Annotated in this window: 18 protein-coding genes; 15 read left to right on the top strand and 3 right to left on the bottom strand. The window is 68.5% G+C overall.

The window, feature by feature from the left end; genetic code table 11:
* Positions 1-106: 106 nt before the first annotated feature.
* The gene (locus ABD808_RS01575; protein WP_344888386.1) at positions 107-1,021 is read right to left on the bottom strand and encodes a hypothetical protein; all 915 of its coding nucleotides are present in this window, start codon (positions 1,019-1,021) and stop codon (positions 107-109) included.
* Positions 1,022-1,526: 505 nt separating this feature from the next.
* Here ABD808_RS01575 and ABD808_RS01570 point away from each other — a divergent pair.
* The 9 genes from ABD808_RS01570 (at position 1,527) to ABD808_RS01530 (ending at position 12,354) form a co-directional block, all read left to right on the top strand.
* A complete protein-coding gene (locus ABD808_RS01570) occupies positions 1,527-2,426 on the top strand; it encodes a hypothetical protein (protein WP_344888383.1) in 900 nt (299 codons plus the stop codon).
* A 295-nt stretch (positions 2,427-2,721) separates the two neighbouring features.
* On the top strand, positions 2,722-3,069 hold the full coding sequence (locus ABD808_RS01565) for a pilin (protein ID WP_344888380.1): 348 nt from the start codon (positions 2,722-2,724) through the stop codon (positions 3,067-3,069).
* Between the two features lie 3 nt (positions 3,070-3,072).
* Positions 3,073-4,749 (top strand): TrbL/VirB6 family protein, encoded by a 1,677-nt coding sequence (locus tag ABD808_RS01560; RefSeq protein WP_344888377.1) that lies wholly within the window; start codon positions 3,073-3,075, stop codon positions 4,747-4,749.
* A complete protein-coding gene (locus ABD808_RS01555; RefSeq protein WP_344888374.1) occupies positions 4,746-5,723 on the top strand; it encodes a PrgI family protein in 978 nt (325 codons plus the stop codon). Before ABD808_RS01560 ends, ABD808_RS01555 begins: the two co-directional genes overlap by 4 nt.
* Complete coding sequence (locus ABD808_RS01550) at positions 5,720-6,133, top strand: hypothetical protein (protein ID WP_344888372.1); 414 nt, start codon at positions 5,720-5,722, stop codon at positions 6,131-6,133. The genes ABD808_RS01555 and ABD808_RS01550 overlap by 4 nt, the downstream gene beginning before the upstream one ends.
* Entirely contained in the window at positions 6,130-7,956 is a 1,827-nt protein-coding gene (locus ABD808_RS01545; RefSeq protein ID WP_344888369.1) for a VirB4 family type IV secretion system protein, read from the top strand. Before ABD808_RS01550 ends, ABD808_RS01545 begins: the two co-directional genes overlap by 4 nt.
* Positions 7,953-10,412 carry a type IV secretory system conjugative DNA transfer family protein gene (locus ABD808_RS01540; RefSeq protein WP_344888366.1) on the top strand — a complete coding sequence of 820 codons (2,460 nt, stop codon included), beginning with the start codon at positions 7,953-7,955 and terminating at the stop codon, positions 10,410-10,412. Before ABD808_RS01545 ends, ABD808_RS01540 begins: the two co-directional genes overlap by 4 nt.
* Positions 10,409-11,329, top strand: coding sequence for a replication-relaxation family protein (locus ABD808_RS01535; protein ID WP_344888363.1), 921 nt, complete (start codon positions 10,409-10,411; stop codon positions 11,327-11,329). The genes ABD808_RS01540 and ABD808_RS01535 overlap by 4 nt, the downstream gene beginning before the upstream one ends.
* Complete coding sequence (locus ABD808_RS01530) at positions 11,320-12,354, top strand: C40 family peptidase (protein WP_344888360.1); 1,035 nt, start codon at positions 11,320-11,322, stop codon at positions 12,352-12,354. The genes ABD808_RS01535 and ABD808_RS01530 overlap by 10 nt, the downstream gene beginning before the upstream one ends.
* A gap of 74 nt (positions 12,355-12,428) precedes the next feature.
* Here ABD808_RS01530 and ABD808_RS01525 read toward each other — a convergent pair whose 3' ends face one another.
* Together ABD808_RS01525 and ABD808_RS01520 are read right to left on the bottom strand one after the other, a co-directional pair.
* Positions 12,429-12,626 (bottom strand): DUF397 domain-containing protein, encoded by a 198-nt coding sequence (locus ABD808_RS01525; protein ID WP_344888357.1) that lies wholly within the window; start codon positions 12,624-12,626, stop codon positions 12,429-12,431.
* Positions 12,623-13,444: a Scr1 family TA system antitoxin-like transcriptional regulator gene (locus ABD808_RS01520; RefSeq protein ID WP_344888354.1), complete on the bottom strand. Its 822-nt coding sequence runs from the start codon at positions 13,442-13,444 to the stop codon at positions 12,623-12,625. Before ABD808_RS01520 ends, ABD808_RS01525 begins: the two co-directional genes overlap by 4 nt.
* A 111-nt stretch (positions 13,445-13,555) precedes the next feature.
* Here ABD808_RS01520 and ABD808_RS01515 point away from each other — a divergent pair, with 111 nt between their 5' ends.
* The 6 genes from ABD808_RS01515 to ABD808_RS38415 all read left to right on the top strand — a co-directional run bounded on the left by ABD808_RS01515 (position 13,556) and on the right by ABD808_RS38415 (position 17,474).
* Positions 13,556-13,879 carry a hypothetical protein gene (locus ABD808_RS01515; RefSeq protein ID WP_344888351.1) on the top strand — a complete coding sequence of 108 codons (324 nt, stop codon included), beginning with the start codon at positions 13,556-13,558 and terminating at the stop codon, positions 13,877-13,879.
* Positions 13,880-14,206: 327 nt separating this feature from the next.
* Positions 14,207-14,401: a hypothetical protein gene (locus ABD808_RS01510; RefSeq protein WP_344888348.1), complete on the top strand. Its 195-nt coding sequence runs from the start codon at positions 14,207-14,209 to the stop codon at positions 14,399-14,401.
* Between the two features lie 335 nt (positions 14,402-14,736).
* Positions 14,737-15,603, top strand: a complete 867-nt coding sequence (locus ABD808_RS01505) for a hypothetical protein (RefSeq protein ID WP_344888345.1) — start codon at positions 14,737-14,739, stop codon at positions 15,601-15,603.
* A complete protein-coding gene (gene hemC / locus ABD808_RS01500; protein WP_344888342.1) occupies positions 15,600-16,613 on the top strand; it encodes a hydroxymethylbilane synthase in 1,014 nt (337 codons plus the stop codon). The genes ABD808_RS01505 and hemC overlap by 4 nt, the downstream gene beginning before the upstream one ends.
* A gap of 5 nt (positions 16,614-16,618) precedes the next feature.
* Positions 16,619-17,074 (top strand): NUDIX domain-containing protein, encoded by a 456-nt coding sequence (locus ABD808_RS01495; RefSeq protein WP_344888339.1) that lies wholly within the window; start codon positions 16,619-16,621, stop codon positions 17,072-17,074.
* 124 nt (positions 17,075-17,198) lie between these two features.
* Entirely contained in the window at positions 17,199-17,474 is a 276-nt protein-coding gene (locus tag ABD808_RS38415) for a MerR family DNA-binding transcriptional regulator (RefSeq protein WP_425548872.1), read from the top strand.
* Positions 17,475-17,568: the final 94 nt, after the last annotated feature.

Raw genomic sequence — 17,568 nt, 5'->3', positions numbered from 1 at the left:
GCCATCGACTCGGGCGTGTAGCGGCCTTTGCGCTGGATGCGTGAGGGCTGCTGCCCGGTGAGCAGCACCGAGGTGAACGGTCGGGGTTCGGTGTGGCTGTTCACGGTCATCGGTTACCTCCCCGGCTGGTGTCGCCCGGTCGAGTCAGGAGGCAGACGTCGGCGTGGACGCGGGCCGCTGGGGGCAGTGCCCGGGACCGGACGTCGCGGAGTTGCCCGATGCTGACGGGGCTGGCCTGGACCAGGAGTGTGTCTCCTTCGACGGGGACGCGGACGGCGATGACGTGCTGGCTGTACCGGAACCCGGCCGCGCGGGCCTGCCGGATGATCTCCGGAGCGGGATCGACGAGCCGCCCGTTGAGGTGTCTGGCGGTGGTGACGACCGCCAAGTGCCCGCCCGGCCGCAGGATCCGGTAGGCGGCGGGCAGGAACGAGCGGGTCTGGAAGGCGGTGTTGGCCAGGACATCGGACAAACAGGCCGGGCATCCGCCCGGGGCGCTCGCGGTTCTGGGCCCGGTCCGGGCGCTCGCCGCTCGGGGTATCGGTGGGGCCGCGATCACGAGCGAGACCCGGCCGAGGTGGTCGGCGACGCCCCGGTGCATCTGGTCGGCGCGGCACGGCCGCATCTGCACCCGGCCGAGGAACTCTTGGGGCAGTGTGGCGCGCAGTTGCGCGCCGATGTACTGGGCCATCGGCGGATGCGGGACACACGCCAGGGCACGGCGATCGAGTTGGGCGGCGGCGCTCAGGATGGCGTGGTTGGTGGTGAACGCTTCGGTGATCACGTCACCTTCGCCGGTGGTGGCGCTGATGATGTGGCGGGCAAGGGTGGTGTTGATGCTCGTGCGGTGCCGGTCGCAGATCTTGGTGAGCGCGGCGCGGCGGTCTGGTGTCTGGCGTGGCTGGACGGTGGGTCGGGCTGGTGGGCTGGTGGTGTCGTCGGGGCAGAGCCAGACGGTCAGCGGCAACAGGTGCCGCGCGCGGGTGGCGGGTGTCGGAGCCGGTCCATTGATGCTGTTCATGGTGGGTGACCCGTGATGGCCACCCGGTCCCCTGTCTCACTAAGTAACAGACCCACCGCATCGACGACTTGGACAAACGAAAGGTCTCTCACCGCTCGCACGGTCCGGCCGCACCGGCGAAGGTCGCGCGACGGGAAGGCGCGACAGCGGGAATTCGAGCCGCCGTGAACACGGCGGCCGCCGGAGGGACATCCCAGCTGTGAGGTGGTACGCGGGAGACCGCTTCACGGTTTTGATCTTCCTTTGCGCGTCCACCTCCGCCTCCGTGTTCACGCAGGTCAGAGCGGTTATAAGCACATGTTCGGGCTTGACCGGCCGAGCCTGTCACGGCGTGCTCATGGTGAACACTTCGTGTTCTGGCTGGTCACAGCGATTTTGAGCAGATCGTGAGCAGATCCGTGTATGCGGCTGCACACGGTGCGCGCCTGGGATGTGTTCATGATCTGCACATGGCCTCTGAGGTGATGTCGGCGTCCGATCCGGAACCGACCACTCGGGGGTCCACATGCACACCGTCACCAACGTCAGCCTCACCAGCGGCGCCGTCCGTCCGATCAGCCGCCCGCGAACCGGCGAGGTGTCGCGGTCACGCACCCGTTCGGTCCAGTCCCTCGGGAAGCGGCCCCGCCGCGCCGCCACCGGGAGCGGGCACGCCCTGGACGTCGCGGAAAGGAGTTTCGCCGCGTTGACGCGGGGGCCGGGCGCGTTGTCAGTGGATGGCGCGGCGCTCGGGCACGGGTTGCCCGCGCGGCTGATCAGGCTCGATGAGCTGCGGGCGATCCTGCTGCACCCGGCGACCGCGTACCAGACCCGCGACCTGGTGTGGAGGGAGCTGGTCACGCGGGCCCGCCGCGACGGCTCGGCCTGGGTCGTCGGGTGCGTGGGGGTGGCGTTGCCCGGGTTGAAGGCAGCCGTTCGTGACCGTCTCGCCCACCTGGACACCGGCGCCAAGGGCGGTACCGCGAACGTTGCGGGTGATTTGCTGGCGGCGTTCTTCCACGCGCTACAGCGCGTCGATCTGGACCAGCCGCGCATCGCGCGGCGGTTGGTGTCGCAGTCGGTCAAGGCCGTGGAGCGTGCATGTCACGCGAAGACGCGGACCGTCTACGTCGACCCGTCGGTCATGGCCGCGCTCGACCCGGCGGTGGACTCGGCGGGAGGGAACCCCGAACTGCTGCTGGACGCGGCGGTCCGGCAGGGCGTGATCACGGCAGAAGAGGCCGAGATCATCGCGGTCACCCGGCTGGAGCGCGCGTCTCCCGCCGTTCTGGCCGAGCGTATGGGGGCGTCGTATGACGCGCTGATGAAGCGGCGACGGCGGGCCGAGATGCGGCTGGTCGAAGCGATGTGCGACGGCGGTCTGCGCGACGACTTCGAGCACCTGATGTCCACAACCGGGGTCTGAGCTGTCTCTTCCTTAGTGAGAGAGGAACCCGGGGGCCAAGACGGGCGCGGGGCCGGATGTTCACCCGGTCCCCACCGTCCGACCATCCGCCCAGTGCCCTCGAAGGAGGACACCCGCAAGGCCCCGCTCCGTCTTCCCCGGGTTTCCCTCTCCTGGCGCTACTCGCGCTCCGCGTTCACGCACCATCCGCCGCATCGTGTCCGTGCTTGGAGGCTCACCGTTGAGCACCCGCCCGCCGTCTGATCTGTTTCTGCCTCGCTCACCGTGCCGCCAGGCCCGTGTGAGCAGGGCCCGTGTGATCGTCGCTGTACTGGTCGGCTGTATCGGTGTGCTGCTGTCCGTCGCGGTGGTGACGGTCACGCTGACCTCGATGGCCCAGGCCGGTGACGGTCCCGCCGTGTTGGCGGGTGATCCCCGGCTTGAGCGGGTGATCGGCAATCTCCGCAACGTCATCGTCGGTCTGCTAGTCGCGCTGGCCACGCTGTTCGCCACCATCGGCGGTGTCCGCTACCTGCTGGCCGGGGGCGATCCCGGCGAGGCCGAGGCCGGTAAACGCACCCTGCGCAACGCCGCCATCGGGTACGGCATCGCGGCCATGGCCCCGGTGCTGGTGCACGTCCTGCAATACATCGTCGGGACCTGAAACGTGCGCGCCTTCCCCATGAACGGTTCGCGTGTGGCGGTCGTGTTCGGTGTCGTCCTGGTGGCGGGGGCCTGCATGGTGGGCCTGGCCCGGCTCGCCGGAGCGGCCGAGCCACCACCCCCGCCCCAGCCGTCCGCGACACCGAGCCTCACCTCACCTCCAGCGGCGCCGGTCGCGCCTTCGGCTTCCCCGAGCGTGGTTCCGTCCACCGCGCCCGATGGTCCTGGTGGCGGAACCTCGACCGGAGACGACGACGAGGACGGCTGCGGGTGGGCCGACCTCGGTTGTAAGGCGAGGGAGGCGATTACCGGCTGGTTCCAGACGCTGGCCAGCGGCGCTCTGGAGCCGGTGATGGGCACTTTGGCCGCGACACAGTTCGCGACGCCGGAGATCGGGTCTGGGCCGATGAAGCGGGCCGAGCAGATCTGGGGCACTTCGCTGGTGATCGCCGACACCTGCTTCGTGCTGCTGGTGACCTTCGCCGGTGTGATGTTGATGGCCGGTCAGACCATCACGGGCGAGACGTCACCGAGTCAGATCATCCCGCGCATGGTGCTGGCGTTCATCGCCATGAACACCAGCCTCGTATGGATCGGCTACGGAATCCAGTTCGTGAACGGGCTCGCTTCAGCGATCCTGATGAACGGCACCGACAAGATCGACCCCGACCAGGCCGGAGGGGTGCTCGCCGGAGGCATCGAAGCCTCCATCAACACCGGCGGCGCGTTCTACACCATCGTCTCTCTGATCACCGTCGTCCTCGCGACGATCCTGCTGTTCCAGTACGTGATGCGGCTGGCGATCACCATGGTCCTAGTCGGACTGGCCCCGGTCGCGTTGATGTTTCACGCTCTGCCTCTCACCGACGGGCTGGCCCGGCTGTGGTGGCGAGGGATATCCGGAACGCTGGCGATCCAGGTCTGTCAATCGTTTGTGTTCATCACCGCGCTGCGACTGCTGTTGTCCCAGGACGGCGACACCGACCAGTTCTTCGTCGGGCTCCCCACCAAGCAGGCCGATCTGGTCGACCTCCTGCTGATCATCGCGCTGCTGTTCATCTTGATCCGCATTCCCCGCTGGGTCGCGCGAACGGTGTGGCAGTCCGCGCAGTCGCGCACGCTGCGCCAACTCGTCAAGACCCTCATCCTCTACAAGGTGCTCGGCGCCGTCACCAGCGCGTCCCGCCGAGCCCGCGGTGGAAGCAACTCGCGCACCGCGCACGCGAGCGCGAGAGCCAGACGCCCCGGCCCAGGCCCCGGCGGAGGAGGCCGACAACGCCACGGCCCCCACGGCGGCCCCAACGGCGGGCCTGGTCCGCAGCCCGGCCAGTCCAACGCGCACGGTGGCGGTTCCGGCGGACGGCACGGCCCAGACCGTCGACATGGGCCGCGCCACACGCCCAACCCGGCGCCCCGCACCGGCGCGCACACGGCAGGACGCGCGGGCACCGGCCCGTCCCACGGGCGCGGTCACGACGCGGCCCCACGGGCGGACACGCGGCCCCACCCGTCCGGCCTACCAGGCCGACCCACCGGCGACGGTCGCGCACGGCCGCCCGGACCGCCGCAGCAACCGGCCCGCCCGTACCGGCGTGCCGACAGGCCGCGCCGCCCGGCACCGCCGGCGGTCGTGCGCCTCGATCCGCCCCACCGGCGCCGTTACGGCAGGAGAAACCGATGAACGACGAGTATGAGCCGATGTCGGCGCGTATCCCCGCTGACATCGAACAACCCGACAAGATCATGTACGGGCTCACCGGCCGTCAGGTCGCCATCCTCGGCGCGACCGCCGCCGTGACGGTGGCGGTCTTCATGGCGGCCGCGCCGGTCGTGCCGGTCCCGATCGTCATCGGAGTGTGCTTCCCGCTGGTGGCGGCCGGTTGCTCGATGGCACTCGGCCGCCGCGACGGCATGGGCCTGGACCGGTTCGCGCTGGCCGCCCTCGATCATCTGCGGCGCCGCCGGACGCTGGTGTCCGCGCCCGAGGGAGTGCCCGGACCACCGGCGTGGTGCCAAGTACGCGGAAGACTCCCCGGACCATTGCGGTTCCCGGTCCGCGCCATCCGGCAGGACGGCGTCATGGACCTGGACGCAGGCGCGACGGCCGCGCTCGTCCGGGCGGGAACCATCTCGCTCGGACTCCGCACCGCCGCCGAGCAGACCGCGCTCGTCGGGTCCTTCGGCAGGTGGCTCAACTCCCTGGAATCCCCGGTGCAGATCGTTGTGCAGGCACGGCCCGTCGACCTGACCGAACTCACCGACCGGGTAGCCGAGGCCGCGCGAGATCTGCCGCATCCCGCGCTGCGCCAAGCCGCCGAGGGGCACGCCGCCTACCTCGATGAACTGGGAGCGTCCCGGAACCTGCTGATGCGTGAGGTGCTGATCGTCCTACGCGACCAGCCCATACCCGCAACACCTGGCACCGGGCGCCGAGGCCGGGCACGCGAGGCCAGCGCCTCGATCGTCGCGCGCCGCGCCATCGACACCGTCCGCGCCCTGACCAGTTTCGGGATCACCGCCCACGTTCTGGACGCCGACGAGTGCGTCCGTGTCCTGTCCGAAGCGCTATCGCCCAGCCAGGCGCGTCCCGTCCCCTCTTCGGACTTCGAGCGACCCATCACCAGCGACCATCCGACCGAGGGGCGCCAGTCATGACCCAGTCCCAGCAGTTTGACCTGTCCAGTCTCGTCGCGGGGCTCCGCATGACAGCCCAGGGGTGCTGCGCGGAACTCGCCGCTGTCGAGTTGCTGATAGCGCACCGGTTCTGGCTCACCCGCGCCGACTTCCGCGACCGCCTCATCCACACCGACACCACCCCACCAGGCACCGACGAGCCCATCCCGGCATGGGTGAACTGGACTGGCGCCGCCACCGCCCTGAAGTTCGGGCGGCTGGCGTGCTCGTCCGGCGAGGCCGCCGTCCTGCACATCGCCGGCGCGCTGGCGACCGGCGGATCGCTCCCCGCCTCCGCGCTGACCAGTCTCGACCGCGACAACCTCGCCAGGGTCCTGACCGCGACCGTCCGCGCGGGCGGCTACACCAAAGCCCACGTGGAGATCCGATGACGACGACTCGCCTTTCACTGGCCCGCGCGGCCCTCTCCCGCATAACCGGCACCGTTCCGTCCCCGGGCCGGGACACCGGCGAGGAGAGGTCTGCTGACCCGGGCGATCTGCTCGGGCCGTCCGCGCTGCGGATCAACGCCTCGTCGCTGGATCTGCCGGACGGGTGCTGCGCGTCGTTCGCGGTCGCCGGGTATCCGCGCGAGGTCGGCGCGGGCTGGCTGGAGCCGCTGCTCACCTACCCCGGCCGCCTGGACGTCTCCATGCACATCGAGCCGATCCCGCCGATGGTCGCCGCGCAACGTCTCCGGCGGCAGTTGGCGCGGCTGGAGTCCAGTGCACGCGCGAACGCCGAGGCGGGACGCCTGGCCGACTTCAACGCCGAGGCCGCCGCCGACGACGCAGCCGAGCTGGCTTCCTCGCTGGCCCGCGGCGACGGCCGCTTGTTCCGTGTCGGGCTCTACCTCACCGTCCACGCCTTGGACGCCGCAGAACTACAAGGCGAGGTCCAGCAGGTACGAGCATTGGCCGCTTCACTGCTCCTGGACGCCCAGCCCACCACCTTCTGCGCGCTGCAAGGCTGGACGACCAGTCTCCCGCTCGGCGCCGACGCGATCCGGCAACGCCGGACCTTCGACACCCAGGCGTTGGCCGCCTCGTTCCCGTTCGCCTCCCCCGACCTGGACGCGCCCGCCGGATCGACCGGCGTGCTCTACGGCGTGAACGTCGCCAGTTCCGGGGTGGTGGTGTGGGATCGGTTCGCCCAGGACAACCACAACTCCGTCGTCCTGGCCCGGTCGGGTGCGGGCAAGAGCTACTTCACCAAGCTCGAAGCGCTGCGCATGCTGTACCACGGTGTTGAGGTTTCGGTGATCGACCCGGAAGACGAGTACCGGGCCCTGGCCGAGACCACCGGCGGCGCCCACCTCGGCCTCGGCGCGCACGGAGTCGCATTCAACCCGTTCGACCTGCCCGTCGACCAAGGCGACGACACCTTGATTCGGCGGGCGCTGTTCGTCCAGACGCTGGTCGCCGCCATGCTCGGCGAGCCGTTGAAGTCGTCCGCGCGGCCCGTCCTGGACCGTGCGGTGCTGGCGGCCTACGCGGCCAAGGGGATCAACTCCGCCCCGTCGACGTGGTCGCGTCCGGCTCCGCTCCTGGCCGATCTCGTGGAACATCTGTCGATCAGTTCGCACCCGGAGGGCGAGGCGATCGCCGACCGCCTCATCCCGTACGTCACCGGTTCCTACAAGGAGCTGTTCGCGCAGGCGACGACGACGCGGCCGGACGGGCATCTGGTGGTGTTCTCGCTGCGGGATCTGCCCGAGGAGGTCAAGTCGGTCGGGGTGCTGCTGGCGCTGGACGCGATCTGGCGCAAGGTCGCCAACCCCGCCGACCGGCGTCCCCGCCTGGTCATCGTCGACGAGGCGTGGATGCTGATGAAGGAAGCCGAAGGCGCCCGGTTCCTCTACCGGCTCGCCAAGTCCGCCCGCAAACACTGGGCCGGACTGACCGTCGTCACCCAGGACGCCGCCGACCTGCTCGCCTCCGACCTCGGCCGCGCCGTGGTCGCCAACTCCGCGACCCAGATCCTGCTCCGCCAAGCACCCCAGGCGATCAGCGCAGTCGGTGAGGCGTTCGGCCTGTCGGAGGGCGAGCGCGCGTTCCTGCTGTCGGCCGAGCGCGGCGAGGGTCTGTTGTGTGGCGGCAACACCGGTGACAGGGCGGCCTTCGCCGCCATCTCCTCACCCGCCGAACACAAGGTCATCACCTCCGATCCCGCTGAGCTGCTCGACCAGCACGACGGGGAGAGCGGCCCGCTGTGATCGCGCTCGATGACGTCCCGCGCTGGACGCACATCTTCGACCAGACGCGGCACATTCCGGCGCTCGCCGCCCATGACGGCCCGGTCGTCGTCCTCGGGGTGGGAGCCGCCGCCGTGGTGTTCCGGGCCGCGCGTGGTGTGCTGTGGCGCTGGCAGGCCAAACGGTTCGCGCGCGACGCCCGCCTGGTCACGGTGTCTGTGCCACCGCAGGTCGACCCGGCGAGCGCCCCCGCGTGGTGGGCCCACCAAACCGGCCTGCTCGCCCCGGCGTGGAAACGCTGGCTGGTCGGCCAACCCCACCTGGCCTTCGAGTACGTCGCGGACGCCGCCGGAGTACGCGTCCAAGTCTGGGTTCCCGGGGCCATTCCGCCAGGGATGGTTGAGGAGACCATCCGGGCCGCCTGGCCAGGAGCCACCACCACAACCCGCCCCGCAACATCTCCCGTCCCGCTGGACTTGGCGGCGATCGGAGGCCGTCTTGTGCTGTCACGCAACGACGCGCACCCGTTGAAGACCGATCACCACACCGACCCGATCCGTTCACTCCTCGGCGCGGTGTCCGGACTCGACCAAGGGCAGCACGCCGCGCTCCAGATCCTCGCCCGCCCCGTCACCGGCCGCCGCCTCGCACGAGCCCACCGCGTGGCCGCCGCGCTCAAGGGCGGAAACCCCGCATCCTCGCGGGGCCTGTTGTTCGACCTCATCACCCCGGGGGCCGGTACCAGGCCACGTGGCCACCGGTCACCCCAGTTCCAAGCGAGCACACACCCCGAACGCGCCGAGCAGGTCCGCGCGATCCTGGCCAAGGCAACACAGCCGCGCTTCGCGGTCGACATCCGATACGCCGTAGCCGCGCCCGACACCGACCGTTCGCGGGACTGGCTACGCGGACGAGCCCATGCCCTCGCCTCCGTCGCCGCGCTATACGCCTCCGGCCACCAGCACCTTCGCCGCCGCCGACTACCGGACGCCGCCCTCGCCCTGGACGAGCGGCGGCTGGGCCGCGGCTACCTGCTGGGCACCGCCGAGTTGGCAGCGCTCGCGCACCTGCCCCTGGATCCGGACGCGCCCGCCATCATCCGCGCAGGCGCCCGCCCGGTCGCACCGTCTCCCGACGTGCCCACCGGTCCAGACGCCGTCACCGGACCCGCGCGCCTGCTGGGCGACGCCGACGCGGGCCACCCGCGCCCCGTCGCACTTCCGATCGTCGGGGCGCGGCAACATGTCCACGTGCTGGGACAGACCGGTGTCGGCAAATCCACCCTCCTGGCCTCCCTCGTCCTGGCCGACGCGCACGACGGGCGAGGCGCCCTGGTCATCGATCCCAAAGGCGATCTGATCGCCGATGTTCTCAACCGGCTCCCCAGCCGCATGGCGGGCCGGACAGTGGTGTTCGACCCGTCCGACCCGGCACCGCCTCCCTCGGTCGGAGTCCTGTCCGGCCCTGATCCGGCGTTCGCGGTGGACTCGGTCGTGTCGATCTTCCACCGCTGCTTCCGCTCGTCCTGGGGTCCGCGCCTGGATGACCTGTTGCGCTCGGCCTGCCTGAGCCTCATGCACGCCCACGGCTCCCGCGCCACCCTCGCCCAGGTCCCGCAGCTCCTCACTGACTCGGCCTTCCGGGCTCGCGTAGTCGGACGGCTCTCCGACGATCTCCTACGCGGCTTCTGGGCCGGATACGACGAACTGTCACCGGCCGGAAGATCAGCAGCGATCGGCCCCGTCATGAACAAGCTCCGCGCCGTCCTGCTCCGCCCCTTCGTCCATCAGGCCCTCTCGGCGACCGGCTCAACCGTCGACCTGGCCCGCCATCTCGACCACGGCGGCCTCGTTCTAGCCCGGCTTCCCAAAGGCGTCCTGGGGGAGGACGCTGCCCGCCTCATGGGCTCGCTCCTGCTCGCCCACACCTGGCAAGGCATCACCCGCCGCGCCGCACTGCCCGAGAACGAACGCCCTGACTCGGCCGCCTTCATCGACGAGTGCCACAACTTCCTCAACCTGCCCGGCTCAGTCTCCGACATCTTGGCCGAGGCCCGCGGCTACCGGCTCTCCCTCGTCCTGGCCCACCAGCACCTGTCCCAACTGCCCAAAGACCTCCGCGACGCGGTCTCCGCCGACGCCCGCAACAAGATCTACTTCGCCGCATCACCCGAAGATGCCGCAGACCTCGCCCGCCACGTCGGCCCCGTCCTGTCCGCACACGACCTCGCCCACCTCGGCGCCTACCAAGCCACCGGACGCCTCGTCGCCGCAGGCCAACCCACCCAAGCCTTCACCTTCCGCACCCGCCCCCTGCACGAGCCGATCCCCGGCCGCGCGGACCGCATTCGCGCCGCCTCGCGCCAGCGCTTCACACCCCGCGTGACGACAACCAAGGCCAGCACCGGCAGGGCCCAACCCGTATCAGGCGACCCGCGCGCCGAGCACCCCACCGCCAAGGAGGACCAGCCGCGTTGAAGAACACGATCCGTCACCGGCAGACGCCCAGCACACCAAGAAGGGCGACACCCGAACTCTTCCTCGAACTACGCGCACGCCTCACCGACCGCGACCGAGCACTCCTGGGGCTGGTCTGGGAACACCGCGTGCTCACCACACACCAACTTGCAACGATCTTCTTCACCACACCCGGCAAGGCCCGTGACCGTCTCCTGCAACTGTTCCGCCTCAAAGCACTCGAACGCTTCCAACCCTGGGTTCCGGCCGGAGCAGCGCCCTACCACTGGGTCCTCGGCCCCCTGGGCGCCCAGCACCTGGCCGCCCACCGCGACACCACCCTTTCCGGCCTCGGCTACCGCCGCAGCACCGCACTCCAGATCAGCCATTCCCGGCACCTGGCCCACCAGGTCGGCGTCAACGAGTTCTTCACCCAACTCCACGCCCACGCCCGCCGCACACCCGGCACCCGCCTCGACAAATGGTGGCCCGAACGGCGCTGCACCCAACTATGGGGAGACCTCGCCCGCCCCGACGCCTACGGCCGATGGACCGAAACCACCCCCGCGAGCCCGGCCCCGACAACGATCGACTTCTTCCTCGAACACGACACCGGAAGCGTCACCCTCGCCAAAGTCGCCGCCAAACTCAACGGCTACCAAGCCCTCGCCGAGGCCACCGGCATAACCACCCCAGTCCTGTTCTGGCTACCCAACACCCGCCGCGAAACCCACCTCCGCGCCCTGCTGGGAACACCACCAGTACCGGTCGCCACGGCCGTCCACACCCCCGCCGACGCTACGGGCGGCCCCGCCGGGCCCGTCTGGCTCCCGGCAGGAAACGACGGCCCCCGCCGCCGATTGACCGAACTGACCAACACACCACCGGCACCGTCCACAACCCGCACCTCCAGGACGGGGGACACCGGTTGCCGATAATCGCGCTCCTGGTCGCCCTCGTGGTCCTGGCGGTCGTCCTCATCGGCGCCGTCACCGGCTTGGCGCCCACCTCCGACGCATGCGCGCCACAGGCCAGCGGACCACCAGTCGCCGGAATCCCGGCCACCTACCTCACCCTCTACCGCAAGGCCGCAACCGACTACGGCATCCCCTGGGAGATCCTCGCGGCCGTCGGATCCATCGAGTCCGACCACGGACGCTCCAACGCACCAGGCGTCCACTCCGGCGCCAACCACGCCGGAGCTGGCGGCCCGATGCAGTTCCTACCCGGAACCTGGACCGCCTTCGGCGTCGACGGAGACCACGACGGCAGAAAGGACCGCTACAAGCCAGCCGACGCCATCCCCGCAGCCGCCAACTACCTCCGCCACAACGGCGCCCCGCCCCGGATGCGCGCAGCCCTCTTCGCCTACAACCACAGCAGCACCTACGTCGACAACGTCCTCAACCGCGCCCACAAGTACAAGACAGCGCTAACCACCGAGAGCACCGCGACCGCACCCCCAGCCGAGTGCGCCGAGGTCGCCGCCATCACCGCGCCTAACGCCACGATCGCGCAAATCATCGCCTTCGCCATGGCCCAACGCGGCAAGCCCTACGTCTTCGGCGCCACTGGCCCCAACGCCTGGGACTGCTCCAGCCTCGTCCAAGCCGCCTACCGAGCCACCGGACTCACCATCCCGCGAACCACCTTCGCCCAATGGCCCTTCGGCGTCCGCATACCCAACAACCAAGCCCAACCCGGCGACCTCGTCTTCTTCAACTCCGGCCCCGGCACCTCCACCAACACCCCAGGCCACGTCGGCCTCGTCATCGGCCACGGCCAAATGATCGCCGCCCGCTGCTCCACCTGCCACCCAGCCATCGGCGTAGAAACATACCGTCGGCATGACTGGCTCGGCACCACCCGTCCTCTCCTCAAGGTCGGGCAGGCCAAGCCACGAACGCAGCAGGTCCCACCGCATCACTCGCTCTCAAACCTCGGCGACCCAGGACGTCCATAGGACACGTGCCGAAGCCCTGCGCGGACAGTTCAAAGCCCCGACCACACGTGGTGATCGGGGCGGTTGTTCACCCGTTAGGGCACGTCGTAGTCGCCGCGCTTGATCGCGCCCACTAGGTCGCGGAAGGTCTGAGGAGGGAGCGCAACGCCTGGACCTTCTGGGTTCTTGGAGTCCCGCACGCCGATGTTGCGTGCGAGCGCCGCAACTTCCACGCAATCGCTCTGGCTGCCACCTGTACCGCTGTATGTGGACTTCCGCCATACGGGAGTCATGCAAGACCCTCCATTACCTGCTTGATCAATTCCAACGATGCGCGCACGGGAAGCGCCTCGTCCCCGATGCGGTCGAACCGTGCGCGGTATGAGCGTACATCCGTTGCGTCCTGGACTAGTCGCCCTTCTTGGGCGGCTTCGACGTATGCCGAATCGGTCCCGTCCACGGTCATGATCTTGAATGCGCCGTCCCGGCCGACATGCGCGCCGACCGTCCGGGGGACGATTCGAATAGAGATCTTCGGGCGCGCCGCGAGTTCCAGGAGGCGCGCGAGTTGCTCCCGCATCACTTGCGGAGATCCAACTTCCTCGGTGATGACGTTCTCGTGAAGGACTACCCAGAAGAGCGGTACGGGCGTGCGGTCGAGCATCTCCTGCCGCTTCATGCGGGCCGCCACCTCATCCTCGACATCCGGCAGACCCGCCGACTCGACTAGCGCGCGGACGTAGCTCTCCACTTGGAAGAGCCCAGGGACCCACGAGGTTTCCCAAATGCGCTCCTCAGTCGCCCTGGCTTCCATCTCCAGATGCGTGGCGAACCACTCCCGGTCGTGACCTTCCTTGGCGAAACGGACAAGGGTCACGAAGAGGCCCGCCGTCTTCCACTCCGCGTCGAGCTTGACGGCGTGCTTCTCCTGAAGCTTGATCGCGCCTGGCCGATCCCAAGACTCAAGACGCGAAACAGTGGACCGATCAAGATCCAGAAGCCTGCCCAGTGCCTCTCCGGAGATCCCATGCTCTTGGCGGTGTCTACGCACTTGAATAGCTATGAGCTGCCAGAGTGTGCCGACTGGCGCTGGTGACTCTCCACTTCCCATGCGTGACCCTCCGTCTGTTGCGCTTGCTGCGCGAACGTAGCGAAGGTACCCCGAGAAGGCACATGCTTGTGGCTGGTGACACAAACATCTGCCCAGGAGGTGATGACGGCTATGGGCACCGAACCCAACGAAGGCCCCCGCCCGAAGATCCATCCGGAGGTAAGGCGGGAGCACGTCGTCAAGCTCGCCGCCGCCGCAAACGACACCGGCGACCTGAAGTCATATCTGATCTGCCCCGATGGCGAGATGTCCGCCAGGATCAGCGAGTCACGCTCGGGACACACAACTGAAGTGACGGCGATCCTCCACGACGGGCTCCAGCTCTTCGCATGGACAACAGACCACGGGACGATCGGCAGTGTTGAGGACATCGCCGGGACGCTCGGCGCAGTCCGTCACCGACTCGTGATGCGGGACTCCACGTGTCGACCGTGACCGCGACCGGTGTACTCACCACGTCGAACGGTCCAGATGACCTGGTTCGCATGGCGGCCGCCTTCGGAATCGTCGCCGTCGCCTTCCTCCTGTTCGGCCTTCTGATGGGTGCCCTGTGGGGAACTCGCCGTGTAGGCCAGCCAGGTAGGCACGTCGCCGGAAGGTCGTTCACCACAGACGGCCAGCATGGCGGCAGCCGTCGCCCACCACCTCGACCACGCACTGAGCCACGTCGCGAGCTGTCTCAGGACGTCTCAGGCCATGCGCGTCCCTGGATAGGACCTCCTCAGCGATGACCCATCAATCTGGCAGGAAGGGGACGGCGTCGTGACGGACGCGCACCGCCCGATAGACGAACACCTTGCGCTGGTCGGACGCGTGGCCACCGCGTGCGGTGAGGCGCTGGAAAACCACAGCCTGCCGCCGAGGACGGTGGACGCGATCGGCGCCACCGTTCACCACAGGATCTCGGACATGTTCAACGAGGCAGAGCCGAGTTCCCTACCGGAGCCATCCGAGTAGGGGGATGACCACGCGGGAGGGGTGGGCCCGCGTGATGAGGGCGCAAGGCGGCGGATTCTGCCCCCAGCAATCCGTCGTGCGTCCTGTGTCCCGATCCCTGCTAGGCGGCGGGGATCGGGACACAAAAGAGGACGCCTCGGGAGATCAGGCCAGGGCCTCCTCTCAAGGAGCTCACGTCCTGGGAATCGTCGTGAGCCAGCAATTCCAGGACCCATCCGGACACCGGGGCACCATCACGTCCACCCGCTGTTCGGTCCTTCAGCAAGTCTTCAGGGAAAGGAAGGCACCGCGTGCTTAATGGTCCACCGCCGAAGCTCTCCACGGAGCATCTGGCCATGGTCGTGCTCGTCCGCGAAGACGGTAGGGCGGGCGGCTCCGTACCGACCTACTCCCTGGATCAACTGCCATGTCTTACAGCACGCGTCCGCGCAGCCGGGATAACCGCGCTGAAGGTCTTTGCCACCGATCGGCGTGACGCCACAGGGACACGGGCCGCATCCAACAACTCGGTGATGTCACGTGCAATCCGAGTCATCAAGTCGACGAGCCCGGATATGGAGGTAATGACAGAGACATGTCTCTGCGCGTACGTCTCGACCGGCGAATGTCATCTCGTTGGACGAACTGGCCTGCCCGACCAAGCGGCGACGATTGCGGCCCTGGAACACCAGGCTGTGAGGCAAGCCAAGGCTGGTGCCGACGTGATAGGCCCCGCCGCCATGATCCCCGGCTCGGTCGCGGCGTGCCGGAGCGCACTCGACGCCGCCGGGTTCGATCAAGTCCGCGTCATGCCGCATCTAATCGTGAACTCGCGTCTCTACAGCAGATACCGGGCAGCCATGGGCATCCGACCCCAGCAGGCGCGTCGGCCTTTCCAACTCCCCATGACAGGGCCTACGGCCACAGCCGTTGAGCGCGGCCTGATGATGGTGGCCGAAGGCGCCGACTCGCTCCTGATCGAGCCCGCCCTGTTCTCGACCGACATTCTCAACGGCCTATATGCCAAGGCCGACGTACCACTATTGCCCTTCTCCGTTTCTGGCGAGTGCGCCGCCCTACCACCCGCGCTACTTGCCGAGGAGTACTGCATGCTCCTACGTGCCGGAGCCTCACGAGTGGTCAGCCACGCCTCGCTGACACTCGTGGATACGCTCCGTGATGCGCGGCCCACCGTCCCAACGTCCCGAAAGCCTTCACAATGACCGTCGTTCGCACCGAGTCGAGCACCTCCCTGGCCCCGGCCACCGCCTACTTCCGAGACGCGCTGCCCGCGGAGGCGCTACGCCTCGGTGGGCGCACCAGCCACCTCGCCCGCGCCTATGCCCGGCGCACCATCGCCGCCCTCACGGCCGTCGTACCCGGGTTGGAGGTCGAGTACGTCCCCATCGAGACCTCGGCGGACCGATACAAGGGCGACCTGTCGGAGCTGGGCGGCAAGGGCCTGTTCATGAAGGAGATCGACAAGGCCTTGATGATGGGTCAGATCGACGCCGCCGTGCACTGCATGAAGGACGTCCCAGGCGACGTTCCTTTGCCGAAGGAGTTCGTCTTCGCCGCCTACCTCCGACGGGACGACGTACGCGACGCTGTGGTCTTCCCCGACGGCTCGAAGTACAGCACCCTCGACGATCTTCCACCAGGAGGACGTATCGGAACGTCTTCCGTCCGACGCAAGGCTCAGCTCCTCCGAAAGCGGCCACACCTCAACGTCCAGCGGTTTCGCGGCAACGTCGTGCCGCGCCTGACTCGTCTCGACGAAGAGCAAGAGGTGGATGCGCTGGTCTTGGCGGGAGGCGGCCTAGCCAAGGTCGGCATGGAACACCGCATCTCGCAGCTTCTCAACACAGAGGAGATGTGCCCGGCCATCGGGGCGGGAGTCGTCGGCGTCCAGTGCCGCAAGGCCGACGAAGGACTCGTGGAGCTTCTCCAGGTCATCGACGACGCCGAGACCCGAACCCATATCCTCGCCGAGCGGACCATGCTGCACGCACTTCAAGGGCACTGCAACAGTCCGATAGCTGGCCACTGTCACACAACCGACGACGGCCAGCTGAGCCTCATTGGCATGGTGTTCAGCCGGGACGGTGCGACGTTCGCCTACGCCCACGAGTGGGACACCCTCGATCACGCATACGAGTTGGGCGCCTTCGTCGCGGCGAGCCTGACCCGCAAGAACGCCCGAAGCATCATCGCCGGTACTCGTCTGCACTGAACGCGATGACGCCCGACATCGCCGCGCCGCAAACAGCGACTCATGCGGTACTGATCGATCCACGCGGATTCGTCCTGCTAGTGAACCCCTCCTACAAGAAGCGATGGCACTTGCCCGGCGGGTATGTGCACGAGGGCGAACTGCCATCCACCGGGCTCGCTCGCGAGATCCTCGAGGAGTTAGGTATCTCGCCGCACCTTCCGCCTGCGCCGTCGGTCATAGCGTGGGCGCCGCACGCCGGTGACCGGCTCCTGTTGTACTACGCGGCCAAACTCACGCCCCAGCAGGCGAGAGACATGAGAACCAACGGCCACGAGATCATCGGGTTCCAATGGTGCAACGAAGGCGCCTTGGACGAATGGCTTCACCCAGCCGTCGCCGAACGAATCCGACTCACTTTGCAATGCTCACGGCGCGGCCAAACCATCTTCACCGAAGCGCGACGGGACACCGAACGGTAGTGCCGCACGCACGGCAGCGCACACGGGGAGGGGTGGGATTCAGGCCACCGACACGATGAAAGGGTAGAGGAAGTTGCCGTTACAGAGTCCCGAGGAGCAGCACCAGCGGGAGCGATGGGGCTAGATCGCTGTCCTTCACCTTGAAAGCGGCGGGGGGTGGATCGGCGCCAAAGACGCGGCACATCTGTCAGGAGTCCGCGCGGCCAATCTCAGGCGATGGGCCGAGCGAGGAGTCATCAGCGTCATCCGCGATCCGGGCCAGCACCGCCATTACTACATCCCCGAGCTCGCGCTTCTCGCGTTCTGGGGGAAAGAGAAGGACGAGCCCCTGAACCTGATCGCGCTGACTAACCACATCGCCGTCATGCTCGCACCCGCTTACAACTGCGAGTCCACGTAACTCCACGGACGAATCACCCGATCTCTACCCGGCGGCGCGCACGGGGCCGCACGGACGGCGGCGCGCACGGGGCCGCACGGACGGCGGCGCGCAC

Origin of the sequence: Actinomadura meridiana (assembly GCF_039537545.1) — a bacterium.
In the GTDB taxonomy this organism is placed as follows: domain Bacteria; phylum Actinomycetota; class Actinomycetes; order Streptosporangiales; family Streptosporangiaceae; genus Spirillospora; species Spirillospora meridiana.
This window is presented reverse-complemented; position numbering and strand designations above follow the sequence as displayed.

Excerpts from the sequence above, each read along its gene's own strand:
- ABD808_RS01575 (WP_344888386.1), bottom strand. The coding sequence starts at position 1,021 with ATGAACAGCATCAATGGACCGGCTCCGACACCCGCCACCCGCGCGCGG.
- ABD808_RS01570 (WP_344888383.1), top strand. The coding sequence starts at position 1,527 with ATGCACACCGTCACCAACGTCAGCCTCACCAGCGGCGCCGTCCGTCCG.
- ABD808_RS01555 (WP_344888374.1), top strand. The coding sequence starts at position 4,746 with ATGAACGACGAGTATGAGCCGATGTCGGCGCGTATCCCCGCTGACATC.
- ABD808_RS01550 (WP_344888372.1), top strand. The coding sequence starts at position 5,720 with ATGACCCAGTCCCAGCAGTTTGACCTGTCCAGTCTCGTCGCGGGGCTC.
- ABD808_RS01545 (WP_344888369.1), top strand. The coding sequence starts at position 6,130 with ATGACGACGACTCGCCTTTCACTGGCCCGCGCGGCCCTCTCCCGCATA.
- ABD808_RS01525 (WP_344888357.1), bottom strand. The coding sequence starts at position 12,626 with ATGACTCCCGTATGGCGGAAGTCCACATACAGCGGTACAGGTGGCAGC.
- ABD808_RS01520 (WP_344888354.1), bottom strand. The coding sequence starts at position 13,444 with ATGGGAAGTGGAGAGTCACCAGCGCCAGTCGGCACACTCTGGCAGCTC.
- ABD808_RS01515 (WP_344888351.1), top strand. The coding sequence starts at position 13,556 with ATGGGCACCGAACCCAACGAAGGCCCCCGCCCGAAGATCCATCCGGAG.
- ABD808_RS01505 (WP_344888345.1), top strand. The coding sequence starts at position 14,737 with ATGGTCGTGCTCGTCCGCGAAGACGGTAGGGCGGGCGGCTCCGTACCG.
- hemC (WP_344888342.1), top strand. The coding sequence starts at position 15,600 with ATGACCGTCGTTCGCACCGAGTCGAGCACCTCCCTGGCCCCGGCCACC.
- ABD808_RS01495 (WP_344888339.1), top strand. The coding sequence starts at position 16,619 with ATGACGCCCGACATCGCCGCGCCGCAAACAGCGACTCATGCGGTACTG.